General features: G+C 63.9%; 18 protein-coding genes. 8 read left to right on the forward strand and 10 right to left on the reverse strand.

Annotated elements, in window-relative coordinates; genetic code table 11:
- Positions 1–53 precede the first annotated feature (53 nt).
- Positions 54–1,010, forward strand: a complete 957-nt coding sequence (locus PARACOCCUSGL_RS0112735; protein WP_010397168.1) for an acetyl-CoA carboxylase carboxyltransferase subunit alpha — start codon at positions 54–56, stop codon at positions 1,008–1,010.
- An 83-nt stretch (positions 1,011–1,093) separates the two neighbouring features.
- Here the strand turns inward: PARACOCCUSGL_RS0112735 and PARACOCCUSGL_RS0112740 are convergent, their stop codons facing one another.
- Positions 1,094–2,362 (reverse strand): 4-aminobutyrate--2-oxoglutarate transaminase, encoded by a 1,269-nt coding sequence (locus PARACOCCUSGL_RS0112740; RefSeq protein ID WP_010397169.1) that lies wholly within the window; start codon positions 2,360–2,362, stop codon positions 1,094–1,096.
- Between the two features lie 106 nt (positions 2,363–2,468).
- On the opposite strand from PARACOCCUSGL_RS0112740, the gene PARACOCCUSGL_RS0112745 reads away from it, so the two are divergent.
- On the forward strand, positions 2,469–3,188 hold the full coding sequence (locus PARACOCCUSGL_RS0112745) for a rhomboid family intramembrane serine protease (RefSeq protein WP_029372204.1): 720 nt from the start codon (positions 2,469–2,471) through the stop codon (positions 3,186–3,188).
- Here the strand turns inward: PARACOCCUSGL_RS0112745 and mnmD are convergent.
- Positions 3,185–3,841, reverse strand: coding sequence for a tRNA (5-methylaminomethyl-2-thiouridine)(34)-methyltransferase MnmD (gene mnmD, locus PARACOCCUSGL_RS0112750; protein ID WP_010397174.1), 657 nt, complete (start codon positions 3,839–3,841; stop codon positions 3,185–3,187). The two genes, PARACOCCUSGL_RS0112745 and mnmD, sit on opposite strands and share 4 nt — an antisense overlap.
- Positions 3,842–3,887: 46 nt before the next feature.
- Between mnmD and PARACOCCUSGL_RS0112755 the strand changes: the two genes are divergently transcribed.
- Entirely contained in the window at positions 3,888–4,892 is a 1,005-nt protein-coding gene (locus tag PARACOCCUSGL_RS0112755; protein WP_010397177.1) for an FAD-binding oxidoreductase, read from the forward strand.
- Here PARACOCCUSGL_RS0112755 and PARACOCCUSGL_RS0112760 read toward each other — a convergent pair.
- Entirely contained in the window at positions 4,876–5,385 is a 510-nt protein-coding gene (locus PARACOCCUSGL_RS0112760; protein ID WP_010397180.1) for an NnrU family protein, read from the reverse strand. The two genes, PARACOCCUSGL_RS0112755 and PARACOCCUSGL_RS0112760, sit on opposite strands and share 17 nt — an antisense overlap.
- A gap of 89 nt (positions 5,386–5,474) precedes the next feature.
- On the opposite strand from PARACOCCUSGL_RS0112760, the gene PARACOCCUSGL_RS0112765 reads away from it, so the two are divergent.
- Both PARACOCCUSGL_RS0112765 and PARACOCCUSGL_RS0112770 read left to right on the forward strand, forming a co-directional pair.
- Positions 5,475–6,038, forward strand: coding sequence for a DUF4202 domain-containing protein (locus PARACOCCUSGL_RS0112765; RefSeq protein ID WP_010397182.1), 564 nt, complete (start codon positions 5,475–5,477; stop codon positions 6,036–6,038).
- Positions 6,031–6,723 (forward strand): sirohydrochlorin chelatase, encoded by a 693-nt coding sequence (locus PARACOCCUSGL_RS0112770; RefSeq protein ID WP_010397184.1) that lies wholly within the window; start codon positions 6,031–6,033, stop codon positions 6,721–6,723. Before PARACOCCUSGL_RS0112765 ends, PARACOCCUSGL_RS0112770 begins: the two co-directional genes overlap by 8 nt.
- 43 nt (positions 6,724–6,766) lie before the next feature.
- Here the strand turns inward: PARACOCCUSGL_RS0112770 and PARACOCCUSGL_RS0112775 are convergent, their stop codons facing one another.
- The 5 genes from PARACOCCUSGL_RS0112775 to PARACOCCUSGL_RS0112795 form a co-directional block, all read right to left on the reverse strand.
- Positions 6,767–9,859 (reverse strand): valine--tRNA ligase, encoded by a 3,093-nt coding sequence (locus tag PARACOCCUSGL_RS0112775; protein ID WP_010397186.1) that lies wholly within the window; start codon positions 9,857–9,859, stop codon positions 6,767–6,769.
- A gap of 61 nt (positions 9,860–9,920) precedes the next feature.
- Positions 9,921–10,592, reverse strand: coding sequence for a glutathione S-transferase family protein (locus PARACOCCUSGL_RS0112780; RefSeq protein WP_010397188.1), 672 nt, complete (start codon positions 10,590–10,592; stop codon positions 9,921–9,923).
- A gap of 22 nt (positions 10,593–10,614) precedes the next feature.
- On the reverse strand, positions 10,615–11,250 hold the full coding sequence (locus tag PARACOCCUSGL_RS0112785; protein WP_010397192.1) for a YceI family protein: 636 nt from the start codon (positions 11,248–11,250) through the stop codon (positions 10,615–10,617).
- A complete protein-coding gene (locus tag PARACOCCUSGL_RS0112790; protein WP_010397193.1) occupies positions 11,247–12,035 on the reverse strand; it encodes a VOC family protein in 789 nt (262 codons plus the stop codon). The genes PARACOCCUSGL_RS0112785 and PARACOCCUSGL_RS0112790 overlap by 4 nt, the downstream gene beginning before the upstream one ends.
- A gap of 11 nt (positions 12,036–12,046) precedes the next feature.
- Positions 12,047–12,403, reverse strand: a complete 357-nt coding sequence (locus tag PARACOCCUSGL_RS0112795) for a DUF1428 domain-containing protein (RefSeq protein WP_010397195.1) — start codon at positions 12,401–12,403, stop codon at positions 12,047–12,049.
- Positions 12,404–12,491: 88 nt separating this feature from the next.
- Between PARACOCCUSGL_RS0112795 and PARACOCCUSGL_RS20625 the strand changes: the two genes are divergently transcribed.
- The gene (locus tag PARACOCCUSGL_RS20625) at positions 12,492–13,205 is read left to right on the forward strand and encodes a helix-turn-helix domain-containing protein (RefSeq protein ID WP_010397196.1); all 714 of its coding nucleotides are present in this window, start codon (positions 12,492–12,494) and stop codon (positions 13,203–13,205) included.
- On the opposite strand, the gene PARACOCCUSGL_RS0112805 is transcribed toward PARACOCCUSGL_RS20625, so the two are convergent.
- Positions 13,139–13,621, reverse strand: a complete 483-nt coding sequence (locus PARACOCCUSGL_RS0112805; protein ID WP_010397198.1) for a peroxiredoxin — start codon at positions 13,619–13,621, stop codon at positions 13,139–13,141. The two genes, PARACOCCUSGL_RS20625 and PARACOCCUSGL_RS0112805, sit on opposite strands and share 67 nt — an antisense overlap.
- A gap of 79 nt (positions 13,622–13,700) precedes the next feature.
- On the opposite strand from PARACOCCUSGL_RS0112805, the gene PARACOCCUSGL_RS0112810 reads away from it, so the two are divergent.
- Positions 13,701–14,912 carry an NAD(P)/FAD-dependent oxidoreductase gene (locus tag PARACOCCUSGL_RS0112810; RefSeq protein ID WP_010397200.1) on the forward strand — a complete coding sequence of 404 codons (1,212 nt, stop codon included), beginning with the start codon at positions 13,701–13,703 and terminating at the stop codon, positions 14,910–14,912.
- Positions 14,909–15,505: a 16S rRNA (guanine(966)-N(2))-methyltransferase RsmD gene (gene rsmD, locus PARACOCCUSGL_RS0112815; RefSeq protein ID WP_010397202.1), complete on the forward strand. Its 597-nt coding sequence runs from the start codon at positions 14,909–14,911 to the stop codon at positions 15,503–15,505. The genes PARACOCCUSGL_RS0112810 and rsmD overlap by 4 nt, the downstream gene beginning before the upstream one ends.
- On the opposite strand, the gene PARACOCCUSGL_RS0112820 is transcribed toward rsmD, so the two are convergent.
- On the reverse strand, positions 15,472–15,903 hold the full coding sequence (locus PARACOCCUSGL_RS0112820) for an Lrp/AsnC family transcriptional regulator (RefSeq protein ID WP_010397203.1): 432 nt from the start codon (positions 15,901–15,903) through the stop codon (positions 15,472–15,474). The two genes, rsmD and PARACOCCUSGL_RS0112820, sit on opposite strands and share 34 nt — an antisense overlap.
- Positions 15,904–16,036: the final 133 nt, after the last annotated feature.

Below are 16,036 nucleotides of genomic sequence, written 5' to 3' on the forward strand. Positions count from 1 at the left end.
CATATAGGGCGCGGACCAGACAGACCCGACCGGATGACAGCGCGGAGCCCTGCATGACTTACCTGGAGTTCGAAAAGCCCCTTGCCGATCTTGAGGGCAAGGCCGAGGAACTGCGTGCATTGGCCCGAAAGGGTGAAGGTGTTGATCTGGAGAAAGAGGCGGCCGCCCTTGACCGTAAGGCCGAGGAAATGCTGCGCGATCTCTACAAACAGCTTGATCCGTGGCGCAAGACACAGGTCGCCCGCCACCCCGAGCGGCCCCATTGCCGCGACTATATCGACGTGTTGTTCAGCGAATACACACCCCTGGCCGGCGACCGCGCCTTTGGCGAGGATCATGCCGTCATGGGCGGTCTTGCGCGTTTTAAGGATCAGCCCTGCGTGGTCATCGGCCATGAAAAGGGCAATGATACCAAATCGCGCATCTTTCACAATTTCGGCATGGCCCGGCCCGAAGGGTATCGCAAGGCGATCCGCCTGATGGATATGGCCGATCGTTTCCGCCTGCCGGTGATCACGCTTGTCGACACGCCCGGCGCCTATCCAGGCAAAGGTGCGGAAGAGCGCGGCCAGTCTGAGGCTATTGCCCGGGCGACCGAGAAATGCTTGCAGATCGGCGTGCCGCTGATTTCGGTCATCATCGGCGAAGGCGGTTCCGGCGGGGCTGTGGCCTTTGCCACGGCGAACCGTATCGCCATGCTGGAACACTCGATCTATTCGGTGATCTCGCCCGAAGGATGCGCCTCGATTCTGTGGAAAGACGCCGAAAAGATGCGCGAGGCCGCCCATGCGCTGAAACTGACGGCACAGGATCTGAAAAAGCTTGATGTTATTGACCGCATCATCTCTGAACCGATGGGCGGCGCGCAGCGCGCCCCCGAAGAAGCAGTCGCTGCTGTGGGCGAGGCTATCGCCGCAATGTTGGGTGAGCTTCAGGGCAAGAAACCCGCGGAACTGATCAACGAGCGGCGGCAGAAATTCCTGAACATGGGGTCCAAGGCGCTGAGCTGAGGCCGAAAAGCCCCGGGGAAATCAAAGGTCCGTCCTGTCGGGGCGGACCTTTCCATTTGATCTTTCGCGGTCTTGGCGCTGATTTATTCCCGCGCAGCCCTAAGCGCGGCTTCCAGGATATCCAGCGCCTCGTCAAAGACCTGATCCTGAATGGTCAACGGCGCGAGGAAACGGATGACATTGCCGTGCACGCCGCAGGTCAACAGGATCAGGCCGCGTTTCAGCGCTTCTTCGCGGACGCGGTTGGCAAAATCGGGGTTCGGCTTGTCGGTGCCGGCAAGGTTGAACTCGACCGCGTTCATAAAACCCGGACCGCGAATATCGACAATCTCGGGCACCGAATCGGCGATGCCGGCCAGGCGCTGTTTCAGCCGCTGGCCAAGCCGGGTGGCACGTTCGCAAAGGTCCTCTTCTGCGATCACGTCCAGCACCGCATGGGCGGCGGCGACGGCCAGAGGGTTGCCCGCATAGGTGCCACCAAGCCCGCCGGGGGCGGGGCTGTCCATCACTTCGGCCCGTCCGGTGACGGCGCTGATCGGCAGGCCGCCGCCCAGCCCCTTGGCCATGGTGGTCAGATCGGCGGCAACCCCGTGATGTTCCATCGCGAACAGCTTGCCGGTGCGGGCAAAGCCGGCCTGAACCTCGTCGGCGATCAGCAGGATCGAATACTGGTCGCAGATCTCGCGCAGGCGCTGGATAAAGCCGGTCGGCGCCTCATAAAAGCCGCCCTCGCCCTGCACCGGCTCGATGATGATGGCTGCAACGCGCGAGGGGTCGATATCGGCGCGAAACAGCCGGTCAAGCGCCGCCAGCGCCTCGTCGGCAGTCACGCCATGCAAGGGGTTGGGGAATGGCAGGTGCCAGACGTCGTTCATCATCGGCCCAAAGCCTGCCTTATAGGGCTGGACCTTGCCGGTCAGCGACATGCCAAGGAAGGTGCGGCCGTGAAAGCCCCCTGCAAATGCGATGATCCCGGCACGACCGGTGTAATGACGGGCGATCTTGACCGCGTTTTCCACTGCCTCTGCCCCGGTGGTGTAAAAGGCGGTCTTTTTCGGCCCGTCGCCGGGGACAAGCTGGTTCAGCCGCTCGGCCAGCGCAACGTAGTTTTCATAGGGCACGACCTGATGGCAGGTATGGGTAAAACGGTCGAGCTGAGCACGCACCGCCCCGATCACCTTTGGGTGACGGTGGCCGGTGTTGACCACGGCGATCCCGGCGGCAAAGTCGATATAGCGCTTGCCCTCTTTGTCCCAGATCTCGGAATTCTCGGCGCGTTCGGCATAGATCTGGGTCGTCATCCCCACCCCGCGCGAGATGGCGGCATTCTTGCGTTCGGTCAGGCTGGTCATACTGGGCGCCCCTTACTCGATGCGATTCGGGGTCGATGCTATACGCGGCCCGGCGATCCGAACAGGGCCGCTTGCACAGCACCCGGTGATGCTTCAGGCTGAAGCCATGTTTCCGATCCGCGACCATAACCCATCCGAGCGCACGCCCTATGTGACCTATGCGCTGATCTTTCTGAACGTGGCGATGTTTCTCATCACCATGCCATGGGCGGGCGGAGAGGTCGGTCTGTGGAACCGCCTTGCGCTATACCCGGTGGCGGTCAGGCATGGCGACTGGCTGTGGGGGCTGGTAACGCATATGTTCCTGCATGCCGGGATCATGCATATCGCCGGTAACATGCTGTTCCTGTGGGTTTTTGGCGACAATCTGGAAGATCAGATGGGGCGTTTCGGCTTTCTGGTCTTTTACCTTGCCTGCGGGTTGGCGGCGGCGGCGGGCCAGATCGCGGCCGACCCGATGAGCGATGTCCCCATGATCGGCGCTTCGGGTGCAATTGCCGGGGTAATGGGCGGCTATCTGCTGATGTTCCCGCGCGCGCGCGTCGATGTCATCGCCATTATCATCATTATTATTCGCCGCTTTACCATTCCGGCATGGGTGCTGTTGCTGGCATGGTTCGGCATCCAGCTGGTCTCAAGCGCCAGCATGGTCGATGACGGCGTTGCCTATGTGGCCCATGCAGCGGGGTTCCTGGCGGGGATCGTATTTGCCGTGCCGCTGTTTCTGCGTCGGGGCGGGTCGCGTTTCTGGCAGCGCACCCATGGTCGCCCGCCTCATGCCCCGGCCTATGCCCCCTCACGCATCCCGCCGGTGCGTCGGCGCTAAAGCTGGCCGCGGCTCATGTGGCGCTTGCCGGCAAAGCCCGGCGCGCGACTGACGGTAAAACCTGCCGCCGCCAGTGCCCGTCGTACATGGCCTGCCGCTGTGTAGGTCGCAAAGGTCCCGCCCGCGGCAGTGTGGCGTGCGACCTCGGTCATTAGTGCCTCGCCCCAAAGCTCGGGGTTTTTGGCTGGCGAAAACCCGTCCAGAAACCACGCATCCGCCTGTCCATCCCATACGGGCAGGGCCTCGCGCGCATCGGCCTGGATGATTTCGGCCTGAACCAGCCCGACGGTCAGATGCTGTTGCGGCCAGCCCTCGCGTAGCTGGGCTGCAAGCGGGGCAAGCTCGGGAAAGGCGGCATGGGCGCGGGCCAGTTCATCGGCGCTCATCGGAAAGGCCTCAAAGCTGGTAAAGCGGATCGGCACAGTTGCGATCTGCGCCAGTGCCAGAAGGTTCAGCCCAGTGCCAAAGCCCAGTTCGGCGACGTGAAAGCCGGGCCGCAACCGGGCGGGCAGATCGTTTCCGGCCAGAAAGACGTGGCGCGTCTCGTCCAGCCCGCCGCTGAGGCTGAAGTAGGGGTCGTCAAAGCGGCGCGAGACAGGAATCGCCCTGTCACGCCAATCCAGATCGGCGCTGCTCTGGTCGCGCTTGGCCATCCGCGCTAACTCCTTTTTGCAGGCAGATGCGGCAAGGGGCAGCGGAATGGCAAGCGAAATCACAGTGGCGGGCGCAGGTGTCTTTGGCCTTGCCTGCGCATGGGAGCTGCTGCGGCGCGGCATACGGGTGCGCGTCTTTGAGGCGGCGCGGATCGGGGCAGGTGCCTCGGGCGGGCATGTCGGCGCGCTTGCCCCCCACGCGCCCGAGAACTGGAACGCCAAAAAGCAGGTCCAGCTGGAGGCTCTGATAGCTGCCGAAGGGTGGTGGACCGAGGTTGCCGCGGCGGGCGGGGTCGATCCTGGTTACGCCCGCACCGGTCGTATCCAGCCCGTGCCCGAGGGGTCCGAGGCGCGGATGGCCGAACGGATCGAGGCAGCCCGCGCCAACTGGCCAGAATGGGCGGGAATGGAGATGACTGAGGCGCCACAGGCGCCGTTGGTGCCCCTGTCGCCTTCGGGCCTGTGGTTGGTGGACCGACTGACCGCGCGGGTCAGTCCACGCCGTGCAGGTGCCGCGCTTGCCGCCGCGATCATCGCCCGGGGCGGAGAGCTCATCGAGGGGCAGGCCGCGCCCGACGCCCCCGCGATCTGGGCGACCGGAGTGGCCGGTCTTGCGCCCTTTGGCGGCGGCGGGGTCAAGGGCCAGTCGGCGCTTCTGGCGCTGGATATGGCCGATGCCCCGCAGGTCTTTGCCGATGGGGTCCATATCGTGCCCCATGCGGACGGGACCGTGGCCATTGGCTCGACCTCGGAACGCGATGTCATGGACACCGGCACCGACGCCCAGCTTGAGGTGCTGATAGACAAGGCCCGCGCCCTGTGTCCGGCACTGGGGGATGCACCGGTCGTTGATCGCTGGGCCGGCATCCGCCCGCGCGCGCGCTCCCGCGCGCCCATCGTCGGGCCATGGCCGGGGCGGCCGGGCCATTACGTCGCCAACGGTGGTTTCAAAATCGGCCTTGCCATGGCCCCGGCCTGCGCAGGAATGCTGGCTGATCTGATCCTTGAGGGGCGTGATCGCATCCCCGAGGGCTTCAGGGTGCCGGGCTGACCCCGATTACCATGGGGTGCAGGTGGAACAGCCCTGCCCAGATCAGAACGGCCAGCGCAAGGCGCGGCCAGGTCAGCCGCAGGGCCCATCCGCGTCGCAGGCTGATCGCCAGCCCGAACAGGGCATAGGCAAGCAGCAGCCCGAACAGGATCACATGCGCCAGATCGCCGTTGGCGATCAAATGCGCTGCGCCCCACAGGGTAAAGCCCGCCATCAACCCCGCCATGCCGCCGGTCAGCGCTGCCAGCACCGCTATGGGCATGGCGATATTGGCAAGCCAGCGCATCCACGGCTCTTGCGGCCAGATCTCGACAAAGGGGGCGCGGGCGGCGGCAATGATCAGCCAGTACAGCAGCGCAAGCGACAACAGGCTGTAACCGATGACATAGCCCCGCCGCCCCAGCGTACGGATCAGCGGCTCGCGGAATCGGGCCGGGATCACATGCGAGCCCAGAAAAGCCGCCAGCGCCAATGCAAATTCGCCCCATTCCATGCCGCCAGCCTAGCCTTGCGCCCCTGTGACGGCAATCCGCGTTGACGCCGCGCCCTGCTGCGGCATGATGACGCGAAAAAGGGGACCCCATGACACGCCTTCAGACCGCTTTTGACGCCATCGACAAGGCTAATTCCGCCGACCCGCATCTGGACGCCGAAGGGCGGCCCGAGGCGCTTCTTTACGGCCAGCGCATGACGGCCGAGCAAGAGACGCTGTACCCTGATGCCTCTGAGCCCTTGCGCATCGCCTGTCGCGGCCAGCATGTCGAGCGGTTCCTTTTGCCGCGCGATGCCTATCCCATGGACCGGGCGGGCTATCTGGCATGGCGGACCGAGCAGGGTCGCCGCCATGCCGCCCGTATCGCCGGGATCATGCGCGAGGCTGGCTATGACGGGGATGACATCGCAGCAGCCGAACGGATGCTGACCAAACAGGGCATCAAGCGCGACCCCGAGGTGCAGGCGCTTGAGGATGTGGCCTGCTTTACCTTTATCCGCTGGTATATGGGCCCCTTTGCCGAGGGGCGCGACCCTGAGGAATTGCAGCGCATCGTTGAAAAGACCGCACGCAAGATGTCCACCATGGCCCGCGCCCGGGCGCTTGGGGAGTTCGCGATCCCCGAGCCTTTCGCCGCCGCCTTTCGTGCGTAAGGCGCTGATCGTCGCCCATGGTCAGCCGGGCGATCCGGTCCCGCAGCAAAATGCGGTCGAGGCGCTGGCGGCCCGTGTCGCCGCGCTTTTGCCTCAGGCGCAGGTGCGGGGCGCGACGCTTGCCATGCCCGGCGCGCTGGATATCGCTGATGATAAGACGCTGATCTATCCGCTGTTCATGGCCACGGGATGGTTTACCCGCAGCGAGCTGCCCCGCCGCCTGACGCTTTCCGGTGCGGCGCGGGCACGCGTCCTGCCACCCTTTGGCAGCGATCCGGGATTGCCGGGCCTGTGCCTTGCCCTGATCTCCGAGGCGGCGGCAAGGCAGAGGTGGTCTATGGCGCAGACGCATCTTTTGATCGCTGCACATGGCTCGGGGCGTTCGCGTGCCCCTGCCGAGACCGCGCAGCAGATGGCCAAGACGCTTGCCCCCCATCTTGCCGCTGTCTCGTGCGGTTTTATCGAAGAGGAGCCGCGCCTTGCCGATGCCGCGCGCGGTTTGCCGGCGCAGTCGATCTGCCTGCCGCTTTTTGCCACCGGGGCCGATCACGTCACTGACGACTTGCCCACGGCGCTGGCCGGGGCCGGGTTTCGCGGCCTGACCCTGCCGCCCGTCGGGCTGGCGCCCGAAGTGCCCAGGATGATCGCAAATAGCATCAGGGCCGCCCTGTCCGAACGGCCCTGAGATAAGTGTATTGCGGTGCGGTGTCCCGCGGGGAGCGCAGGGATTACATCGAGGCGAGCTGCGCCAGCGCCCCGCGGATACGGGTCAGGTCGTCTTCGAGCGCGGCGAGTTTTTCGCGCGTCTCTTCGATGACCTCGGGTTCGGCATGTTCGACGAATTTGGGGTTCGCCAGCCGACCACGCAGGCCCTGCGCATCCTTTTCCGTCTTGGCGGCGGCCTTTTCCAGCCGCGCGGTCTCGGTCTTGACGTCGATCATCTCGCCCACCGGCAAGGCAAAGCTTGCCCCCAGTGCCGCGACCGAGATCATGCCGGGGCCGACTGCACCCTCTTTCGGTGCGCCGACCCGGGCCAGACGCTCGATCAGCGGGCCGTTGGCGGCAAGGGCGGCGCGGGCGGCATCATCGGCCTCGGTCACGATCAGCTCGGGACGGGCACCTGCCGGCACGCCGATCTGGGCACGGGCCGAGCGGATGTTTTCGATCAGCTGGATCACCCAGTTCATCTGACGGTCAGCCTCGGCGTCGATCAGCTCGGCACCATATTCCGGCCAGTCACCATGGATGAGCATGCCTGCCCGGTCGCCGGTCAGCGACCAAAGCTCTTCGGTGACAAAGGGCATGATCGGATGCAAAAGCGTATAGCACTGATCCAGAACCCAGCCCATGGTGGCGCGGGTTTCATCGCCGAACTCGCCATCGAACAGCGGCTTCGAGAATTCGACATACCAGTCGCAGACCTTGCCCCAGACAAAGGCGTAGAGCCCGGTCGCGGCATCGTTAAAGCGGAAACTCGCCAGCGCCTCGTCGGTCGCCTGACGGATGCGTGCGACCTCGCCGATGATCCAGCGGTTCACGACATGGCGCGGTTGCGGCAGGGCAACACCCCCGCGCACGCCGTTCATTTCGGCAAAGCGGGTCGCGTTCCACAGCTTGGTGACAAAGTTGCGGTTTACCTCGACATGTTTCGGCCCAAGCTTAGGGTCGCGGCCCATCGCGGCCATGCTGGTCAGGGTAAAGCGCAGCGCGTCCGCACCATATTCGTCGATCAGCACCAGAGGGTCGATGACGTTGCCTTTCGACTTCGACATCTTGGCGCCTTTTTCGTCGCGCACCAGTCCGTGAACATAGACAGTGTGGAAGGGCACCTGACCAACCACGGCCAGTTGCATCATCATCATCCGGGCCACCCAGAAGAAGATGATGTCGAAACCCGTCACCAGAACGTCTGTCGGGAAATACCTGCGCAGCTCGGCCGTGTCCTCGGGCCAGCCAAGTGTCCCGATCGGCCATAGCCCGGACGAGAACCAGGTGTCGAGCACATCGGGGTCGCGCCAGACCGGATAAACCAGTCTGGTCGGGTCCTGCGACAGGTTGTAATCGGCAAGCCCCTGGGCAAAGGCGTCGATGGCGGCCGCGCGGTCGGCAACCTCGATCACCCGAGCGGTTTCCAGCGGAACCGGCAGCGCGGCGATGGAATCGCGGAACTTCTCGGCCACCTCGGCGAAATTCGATGCGGCATGGTGGACCTCGTCGCGGTGGACAAGGCCTTCTTCCAGCAGGGCAAAGATCTCGACCTCGTCAAGCGCGCCGTCATGATCGTCATCGACCTGACCTTCAAGCCGCAGGTCGAGGCCGTACCAGACCGGGATCTGGTGACCCCACCACAGCTGGCGGGAAATGGTCCATGGCTCGATGTTTTCAAGCCAGTGGAAATAGACCTTTTCGTGCTGTTCGGGCAGGATCCGGGTCTGACCCGAGCGGACTGCCTCGATGGCCGGGCCGACGATCTTGGCCGTATCCACGAACCACTGGTCGGTCAGCATCGGCTCGATCACCACGCCCGAGCGGTCGCCAAAGGGCTGCATGATCGGCTTGGATTCGACCAGGGGACGACGCTCAAGATGTTCAGCGCCGGTTTCCTTGTCGATTTCCTTATGCAGATAGGTGACGGCCAGCCCTTCGCTGGTGATTGCCTCGACCACGCGCGCCCGCGCCTCATAGCGGTCAAGGCCGCGCAGCTCTTCGGGCACCAGATTGACGTTTGAGACATCGCCCACATCCTCGCCCCGGGCCGCGCGGGTGGCGATCCCGGCGCTTTCCGCATAGCTCAGCCCGTCCGCGCGCATCCGCCCCTTGCCGTCCAGCAGCACATAAAGCGGGATGTTGTTGCGCAGGGCGACGCCATAGTCGTTAAAGTCATGCGCGCCGGTGATCTTGACCGCGCCTGACCCGAAATCGGGGTCGGGATATTCGTCGGTGATGATCGGGATCAGACGGCGGTACTCCTTGGGTCCGACCGGGATTTCGCACAGCTTGCCGACGATCGGGGCATAGCGGGGATCATCGGGATGAACCGCGACTGCGCCGTCGCCCAGCATGGTTTCGGGGCGGGTGGTGGCGATGCTGATATAGTCGCGCGTCTCGCGCAGGGTGACGTTCCCGTCCTGGTCACGCTCGACATATTCATAGGTCTCGCCGCCGGCGAGCGGGTATTTAAAATGCCACATATGGCCGGGAATCTCGCGGTTCTCGACCTCAAGATCGCTGATCGCGGTCTCAAAATGGGGGTCCCAGTTGACCAGCCGCTTGCCGCGGTAGATCAGCCCCTTGTCATACATCTCGACAAAGACCTTGATGACGGCGTCGTGGAAGTTGCCTTCTTCGCCCGCTGGCGCGCCGGGGGCGCCGGACATGGTAAAGGCGTTGCGCGACCAGTCGCACGAGGCGCCAAGCCGCTTGAGCTGTTCGATGATCGTGTCGCCTGATTCCTGTTTCCAGGCCCAGACCTTTTGCAAAAAGGCCTCGCGCCCGATGTCGCGGCGGTTTGGCTCTTGCCGTTCGGCCATCTGGCGTTCGACGACCATCTGGGTGGCGATGCCGGCATGGTCCTGACCGGGCTGCCACAGCGTGTCAAAGCCCCGCATCCGGTGCCAGCGCACCAGAATGTCTTGCAGCGTATTGTTCAGGGCGTGGCCGATATGCAGGCTGCCGGTTACGTTCGGGGGTGGGATTACCACCGAGAAGCTGTCCGCCCCCGGTTTTGCATTGGCGCCTGCGGCAAAGGCGTTTCTTGCCGCCCATTCCCGCGCAATCCGGGCCTCGGCGGTTTGCGCGTCGAAGTTCTTGTCCATGGCCATGGTGTTTCACCCCTTGAATCGCGTTGGGGATAGCGAAGCGCGGGCAAAAGGCCAAGAGGCGCTAGGCCAGGAACTGCGCTGCAATCCCCTGCCGGAAGGGAAAATATTGAAACCAGGGCCGCGCGCCCTCGATCACACGCCCGGCCGAAGGGCGCCGGGTCAGCCGCGTGAAATACTCCGACAGTGCCGGATGGGCATAAAAGGGGTGAATCGCCCCGGCATAGAACAGTGCAGGCATGGCCGCGCAATCTGCCAAAGAGAACGCGCCTGCGATCCAGCTGTCGTTGTCGCAGGCGGCCAGATGCCGCTCGGCTGCGATATAGGCGCGATCCAGCTTTTCTTTTTGCTCGGCCACCGTCTGCCGGTCGCGGCGCGACTCGGGTCGCAGGGCGTCGCGGACGATTTCCTGCACGGGCGATTCCATGTGCATGTCAAAAAAGCGGTCCCATAGCCGCACCTGAAGTGCGGCCTTGGGGTCGGCGGGGATCAGGCGATGGGGCCCCGGGTGATGCAGGTCCAGATATTCGATGATGATCGAGCTTTCCGGCAGCACCGTATCGCCATCCTCAAGAACCGGAAACAGCCGCATTGGCCACAGCCGTTCCAGCAATGCCGCATCGTCAGGCTGCGCCAGATCCACAAGGCGCGGCGTAAAGGCGGTCCCCGCCTCGTAAAGCGCGATGAGCGGTTTCCAGCAATAAGAAGCCAGCGGGTGATAATACAGCGTCAGCATGGTTTGGCCTGCTTTCCGGGCGTCATTCCTGCCGGGCGAACTCGGCATCGACCTCAATGGTGATCGGATCGGTAAAGAACGGACTCATGCCATAGGCCTGCGGGTCGATCTGCGTTTCGGCATGAACTCCGATCAGGTCGCGGATGATCGGGTTGCCAGCCTCATCCCCGGTAAAGCCTTTGCCCGCACCGATCAGGGTCACGTCAAAGGTAGCGGGCAGGGTCTTGCCCAGCAATGTCAGCTGTCCCTGGACCTTGCCCGCTGTCAGGCTGTCGGCAGTGAAACCGTCGGCCGCAAAGCGTGCTGTCGGGTTCTTTGCGCTGTCGAGATAATCAGGGCCGGTCAGGATTTCGGCAAACCCCTCGACCGGGGTTGAAAGTGAGGCGATCTCGACCTCGGCTTCAAGCCGGTTTTGCGCCGGATCGTCGGGATTCCACTCCAGCTGACCCGAGACCGAGCCAAAGCGGAAAACGCTTACTGAAAAGCCCATATGCGGCACGCGGGTCTGGACGGCGGTATGCGCCGGGTCCAGCCGGTAGGTCCCGGCGCTGGCGGCGTGATAGTCCTGCTGGCCGCGCGGGATGCTGTCGGGTGTCACCTCCTGGGCGGCGGCAGGCCCCGCCCAGAGAGCGATTGCGATCAAAGAGGCACGGATCATGATGCAACCTCCTTGGGACCGACCAGCGCGAAATACACACCTTGCGGGTCGCGGGCGACGGCGATGAAGGCCGGGCCGGGCACCTCGATCGGACCATGCACCACCTCGCCGCCGCCGTCGCGGATGCGATCCAGAGCGGCTGCGACGCCGTTCACGCCGAAATAGGGCAGCCAGCAGGGCACGGGCGAATTTCCCAGACCCATCATGCCGCCGATCTCGGCCCCCTGCCACGAAAACAGTTGGTAGGTCCCCATCTCTCCCATGTCCATGGCGGTGGATTTCGTCCAGCCAAACAGCTCGGAATAGAAGCCGAACCCGGCCACGGGATCGGTGGACATCAGCTCGACCCAGTTGCCATGGGCCTCTTTACGCTGGTTCCATGCCCCGTCCTCGACCGGGGGCTGGGGGTCCATCGGCAGTGGCTGCAGGATACCAAAGACCGCGCCCTGAGGATCCGCGACGACCGCAAAGCGCCCCGTGTGGGGAATATCTTCGGGTTCGCGAAGGGCCGAGCCCCCAAGGTTCCTGATCTTGGCGACGGCTGCATCGGCGTCATCGACGTCGAAATAGATCATCCAGGACAGAGGGACGTCGGCGCAATCCTCCGGCGTCTCCATCAGTCCGGCAACCATGTCGCCGCCATGGCTGGCAAGGTGATAGGTAAAGCCCTCCATCCCGGCGTCGGCAGTGGTCCAGCCAAGGATCTTGCCATAAAAGGCCCCGGCCTCGGCAAGCGCGCCTTTCGCGGTCGAAAGCTCGAACCAGCAGGGTTTTCCGTGATACATGGCGGTTCCCTTCAGGCTTTCACATCGACGATGGGTTCGAACCCGCCCCACATCATCCGCATGCCGTCAAAAGGCATTTCTGGCGGTTTTTGCATCTCGGGGTCGGACATCATCTTTTCATAGCTCGCATCGGCAGTCGCCTTGTCGGGCCATTCGATCCAGGAAAACACGACGGTTTCGTCATCCTTTGCCTGGGTGGACATGTAGAAATCATTGACCTTGCCGCGGGGGACGTCGACGCCCCAGCATTCGACCATGCGCAAGGCGCCGTAGCGTTTGAACATGGGCCAGGCTGCCTGAGCCATGTCGATGTATTTCTGCTTGTTGGCCGTCGGAACCGCCAGCAGGAAGCCAGAGTAATAGGTCATCTCTTTTCCTCCTCACCGGGCGCTGAATGCGCCAATGAGTCGCAGGTTGGCACTTGAAGTATTAAAAAGCAACTGTTAATATCAAAACATGACTGAAACTGGCAAAACTCTGCGTTTACGCTATGAAGAAGGGTGCCTTGGCGCCCATGCGCTGAATTTCATCGGCGATCGCTGGGCGCTTTTGGTGGTGCGTGAGCTGATGTTTCAGCCCAAGCGCTTTCAGATGCTGCGCGCCGGGCTGCCGGGTGTGACGGCAAGCGTGCTGACCCAGCGCCTGACCCAGTTGGTGCAGGCGGGGGTGGTGTCGCATGATGATGTGCTGGGGGTTTATGCGCTGACCGATGCAGGTCGGGCACTGCATCCGGTGCTGCGCGAGCTTTGCCGCTGGGCGTTGCGGATGCCGGGGCATGACCCGGCCAAGTTCATCAGCATCTCGGCGCTGATGATTTCGATCTCGGCCACGGTGGATCGGGCGCGTGCTGCCGGATCACCTCTGCGTGCGGGGTTTGTTTCAGGCAAAGAGGGATTTGAGGTCACGCTGTCCGCGGCCGGCATACCACAGGTCCGCGCCATGCGTGAGCCGGTGGCCGATTTCGTCATGGAGGGGTCGGGCAATGCACTGGCCGCGGCGATATATGGGCCGGGGCCGATGGCGCTGGCCGCCGCAGGTCTGGTGGGGTTGCGCGGCGATCACGCCGCCGCGCAGGGGTTCACGTCGCTTTTCAGCCTGAAGCCTCAGATCAGCGACAGCAGCGAATCGCCCGACGAGATCGTGCAGGCGCTGGGGGCCTCTTCGACCTGAAGCTCTTCGACCGAGCCGTCGTTGACCAGCATGGCATAGCGTTTGGAGCGGCCATTGACCCAGCCCGACGCCTCGATGTTCATGCCAAGCGCCTTGGTAAAGCTGCCGTCGCCATCGGCCAGAACCTCGATACCGGCATCGGTTGCACCGGTGTCAGCCGCCCATTTCCCGGCGACAAAGGGATCGTTCACCGTGATGCAGATCACGCGCGAGACGCCTTTCTCGCGGAACTTGTCGGCGTTTTTCACAAAGCTTGGCATATGGGCGTTGGTGCAGGTCGGGGTATAGGCGCCCGGCACGGCAAAGATGGCCACATGGCCCCTGGCCAGATCGGCAACCGCCACTTCCTCGGGGCCATTGGCGCCCAGTTTCAGCAGTTTGCCTTCGGGCAGCTTGTCGCCTTTTGCGATGGACATGCGCGGTTCCTCCGTCAATTGCATCGATCCGAGGGCGACTATAGGCTCTGCGCCGCAGGCAAACCAGCGAGGGCGAAGAATGAACATCGTGATCCTTGGCGCGGGACAGGCGGCGGCCTCTCTGGCGGCGAAACTGCGTGCGCTGGGGCATCAGGGCGGCATTACCATTATCGGCGACGAGCCAGCGCCGCCTTATCAGCGCCCGCCCCTGTCCAAGGCCTATCTGTTGGGTGATATGGGGCTGGATCGCCTGACGCTGCGCGCCCCCGAATGGTGGGAGGAACAGCGCATCACCCTGCATCTGGGGGAAAAGGCGCTGCGCATCGACCGCGACCGCCGCGTCGTGGTGACTGATCGGGGCGAACACCCCTATGACCAGCTTGCCCTGACGCTGGGCGCAACGCCCCGCCGCCTGCCCGAGGCGATGGGCGGCGCGCTGCCCGGTGTTCATGTGGTGCGCAGCCTGGCTGATATCGCCGGGCTGAAGCCGGGGCTGGTTGCCGGGCGTCGCCTTGTGGTGATTGGCGGCGGCTATATCGGCCTTGAGGCGGCGGCTGTCGCCCGCAAGCTGGGGCTTGAGGTCACTTTGGTCGAGGCCGCGCCGCGCATCCTTGGCCGCGTCGCCGCGCCCGAAACGGCGGCGATGATCCGGGACCTGCACACAGCCCATGGGGTTCAGGTGCTGGAAGGTACTGGCATTACCCGCATCACCGGCCAGACCGCCGCCGATGGGGTCGAACTGGCCGATGGCCGCCATTTGCCTGCTGATCTGGTGATCTGCGGTATTGGCATCTGGCCCGAGACCGCTTTGGCCGGGGCGGCGGGACTGACCCTTAATAATGGCATTGCCACTGATGGGCAGGGGCGTACCTCGGACCCGGCAATCTGGGCGGCGGGCGATTGTGCCAGCTTTCCTGCGCCCGATACCTGCCCAGGCGGTGGCCAGCTGCGGTTGGAAAGCGTCGGCAATGCCATCGACATGGCCGAGGCAGTGGCCGCAAACATGCTGGGGGCAGGTGCGGACTACGTGCCAAAGCCGTGGTTCTGGTCGGATCAGTTTGACGCCAAGCTGCAGATCGCTGGGCTGAATCTTGGTTATGACCGGGTGGTGACGCGCACGGCCGAACCGGGTGGCTCGGTCTGGTATTTCCGGGACGGGCGGCTGATCGCGGTGGATGCGCTGAACGATGCACGCGCCTATATGATCGGCAAGCGGCTGATCGAGGCCGGCCGCTCTCCCACACCCGAGGCAGTGGCCGAGGCGGGCGATCTGAAGGCGCTGATGGCATGAGGATCGTTGGCGGCTCTTTGCGCGGGTTGAAGCTGGCCGAGGTCGGGGCCGGCGACCCTGCTGCACATCTGCGCCCGACGACCGACCGCGTGCGCGAATCTATCTTTAACCTGCTGATCAACGGCACCCATGGGAATCCGATTCCCGGTGCGCGGGCGCTGGACCTGTTTGCCGGGACCGGGGCTCTGGGGCTTGAGGCGCTGTCGCGGGGCGCGGCACGCGTCGCCTTTGTCGATGACGGCGTGGCGGCACGGGCGCTGTTACGTGCCAATATCGAAAAGGCCCGCGCAATGGGTGTCACAGATGTCTGGCGGCGCGACGCGACCCGGCTGGGGCAGAATCGCGCGGCGCCTTATGATCTGGTGTTCCTCGACCCGCCCTATGGCATGGGCCTTGGCGAACGTGCCCTACAATCTGCGATTGAGGGAGGCTGGCTCGCCCCCGGTGCCATGGTGGTGTGGGAAGAAGCGCGTCCCCCTGCCCCCGTGGCCGGGCTTGAGCAGATCGACCAGCGCAAATATGGCGACACAATTGTCACATTGTTGCGTAATGGGCACGATCAGGTGGCCCGATCCAGCTTGGTGGACAAGTGAATCAGGCTCTCGCTGGAGCGAACACCAGTCAAACCGCCGATCTGATCCAGCACATCGTCAAGCTGGCTGGTCGATACGGCAGCCAATTGCAGCAAAAGATCGACGCGGCCGCTGGTGGTATGGATGCGTTCCACCTCGGGCAGGCTACGCAGCCGGGCAAGAATCGCCGCCTGCGCGCGTGGTTCGATCGTCAGAAGGCAGGTCGCGCGAATGCGGTGTTCGCGGGCAGTATCGCCCAGCCGCAAGGTGTAACCTGCAATGGCGCCCGATGTTTCCAGTCGTTCCAGCCGTGCCTGCACGGTCGAGCGTGCCACTTTGAGCCGCCGTGCAAGAACCGCCACGGACATCCGCGCGTCCTGCGCAAGATGGGCCAGAATGCCGCGATCCAGTTCGTCCATCGTTCACCTGTCGATCTGCCAAAATTTTCGTCATAGTAACGAAGCAGCAGCCCTTTTCCACCCTTTTCATTGCTTCAATCGGAACTCATAGGGCGCAGACTTGTTTCCACCCACACGCGCACAGGAAGGACAT

It is taken from the genome of Paracoccus sp. TRP (assembly GCF_000185925.1).
GTDB classification, from domain to species: Bacteria; Pseudomonadota; Alphaproteobacteria; order Rhodobacterales; family Rhodobacteraceae; genus Paracoccus; species Paracoccus kondratievae.

Excerpts from the sequence above, each read along its gene's own strand:
- PARACOCCUSGL_RS20625 (WP_010397196.1), top strand. The coding sequence starts at position 12,492 with ATGACTGAAACTGGCAAAACTCTGCGTTTACGCTATGAAGAAGGGTGC.
- PARACOCCUSGL_RS0112755 (WP_010397177.1), top strand. The coding sequence starts at position 3,888 with ATGGCAAGCGAAATCACAGTGGCGGGCGCAGGTGTCTTTGGCCTTGCC.
- PARACOCCUSGL_RS0112785 (WP_010397192.1), bottom strand. The coding sequence starts at position 11,250 with ATGATCCGTGCCTCTTTGATCGCAATCGCTCTCTGGGCGGGGCCTGCC.
- PARACOCCUSGL_RS0112760 (WP_010397180.1), bottom strand. The coding sequence starts at position 5,385 with ATGGAATGGGGCGAATTTGCATTGGCGCTGGCGGCTTTTCTGGGCTCG.
- PARACOCCUSGL_RS0112795 (WP_010397195.1), bottom strand. The coding sequence starts at position 12,403 with ATGACCTATTACTCTGGCTTCCTGCTGGCGGTTCCGACGGCCAACAAG.
- rsmD (WP_010397202.1), top strand. The coding sequence starts at position 14,909 with ATGAGGATCGTTGGCGGCTCTTTGCGCGGGTTGAAGCTGGCCGAGGTC.
- PARACOCCUSGL_RS0112735 (WP_010397168.1), top strand. The coding sequence starts at position 54 with ATGACTTACCTGGAGTTCGAAAAGCCCCTTGCCGATCTTGAGGGCAAG.
- PARACOCCUSGL_RS0112805 (WP_010397198.1), bottom strand. The coding sequence starts at position 13,621 with ATGTCCATCGCAAAAGGCGACAAGCTGCCCGAAGGCAAACTGCTGAAA.
- PARACOCCUSGL_RS0112810 (WP_010397200.1), top strand. The coding sequence starts at position 13,701 with ATGAACATCGTGATCCTTGGCGCGGGACAGGCGGCGGCCTCTCTGGCG.
- PARACOCCUSGL_RS0112790 (WP_010397193.1), bottom strand. The coding sequence starts at position 12,035 with ATGTATCACGGAAAACCCTGCTGGTTCGAGCTTTCGACCGCGAAAGGC.
- PARACOCCUSGL_RS0112820 (WP_010397203.1), bottom strand. The coding sequence starts at position 15,903 with ATGGACGAACTGGATCGCGGCATTCTGGCCCATCTTGCGCAGGACGCG.
- PARACOCCUSGL_RS0112765 (WP_010397182.1), top strand. The coding sequence starts at position 5,475 with ATGACACGCCTTCAGACCGCTTTTGACGCCATCGACAAGGCTAATTCC.
- PARACOCCUSGL_RS0112740 (WP_010397169.1), bottom strand. The coding sequence starts at position 2,362 with ATGACCAGCCTGACCGAACGCAAGAATGCCGCCATCTCGCGCGGGGTG.
- PARACOCCUSGL_RS0112775 (WP_010397186.1), bottom strand. The coding sequence starts at position 9,859 with ATGGCCATGGACAAGAACTTCGACGCGCAAACCGCCGAGGCCCGGATT.
- PARACOCCUSGL_RS0112745 (WP_029372204.1), top strand. The coding sequence starts at position 2,469 with ATGTTTCCGATCCGCGACCATAACCCATCCGAGCGCACGCCCTATGTG.
- mnmD (WP_010397174.1), bottom strand. The coding sequence starts at position 3,841 with ATGGCCAAGCGCGACCAGAGCAGCGCCGATCTGGATTGGCGTGACAGG.
- PARACOCCUSGL_RS0112780 (WP_010397188.1), bottom strand. The coding sequence starts at position 10,592 with ATGCTGACGCTGTATTATCACCCGCTGGCTTCTTATTGCTGGAAACCG.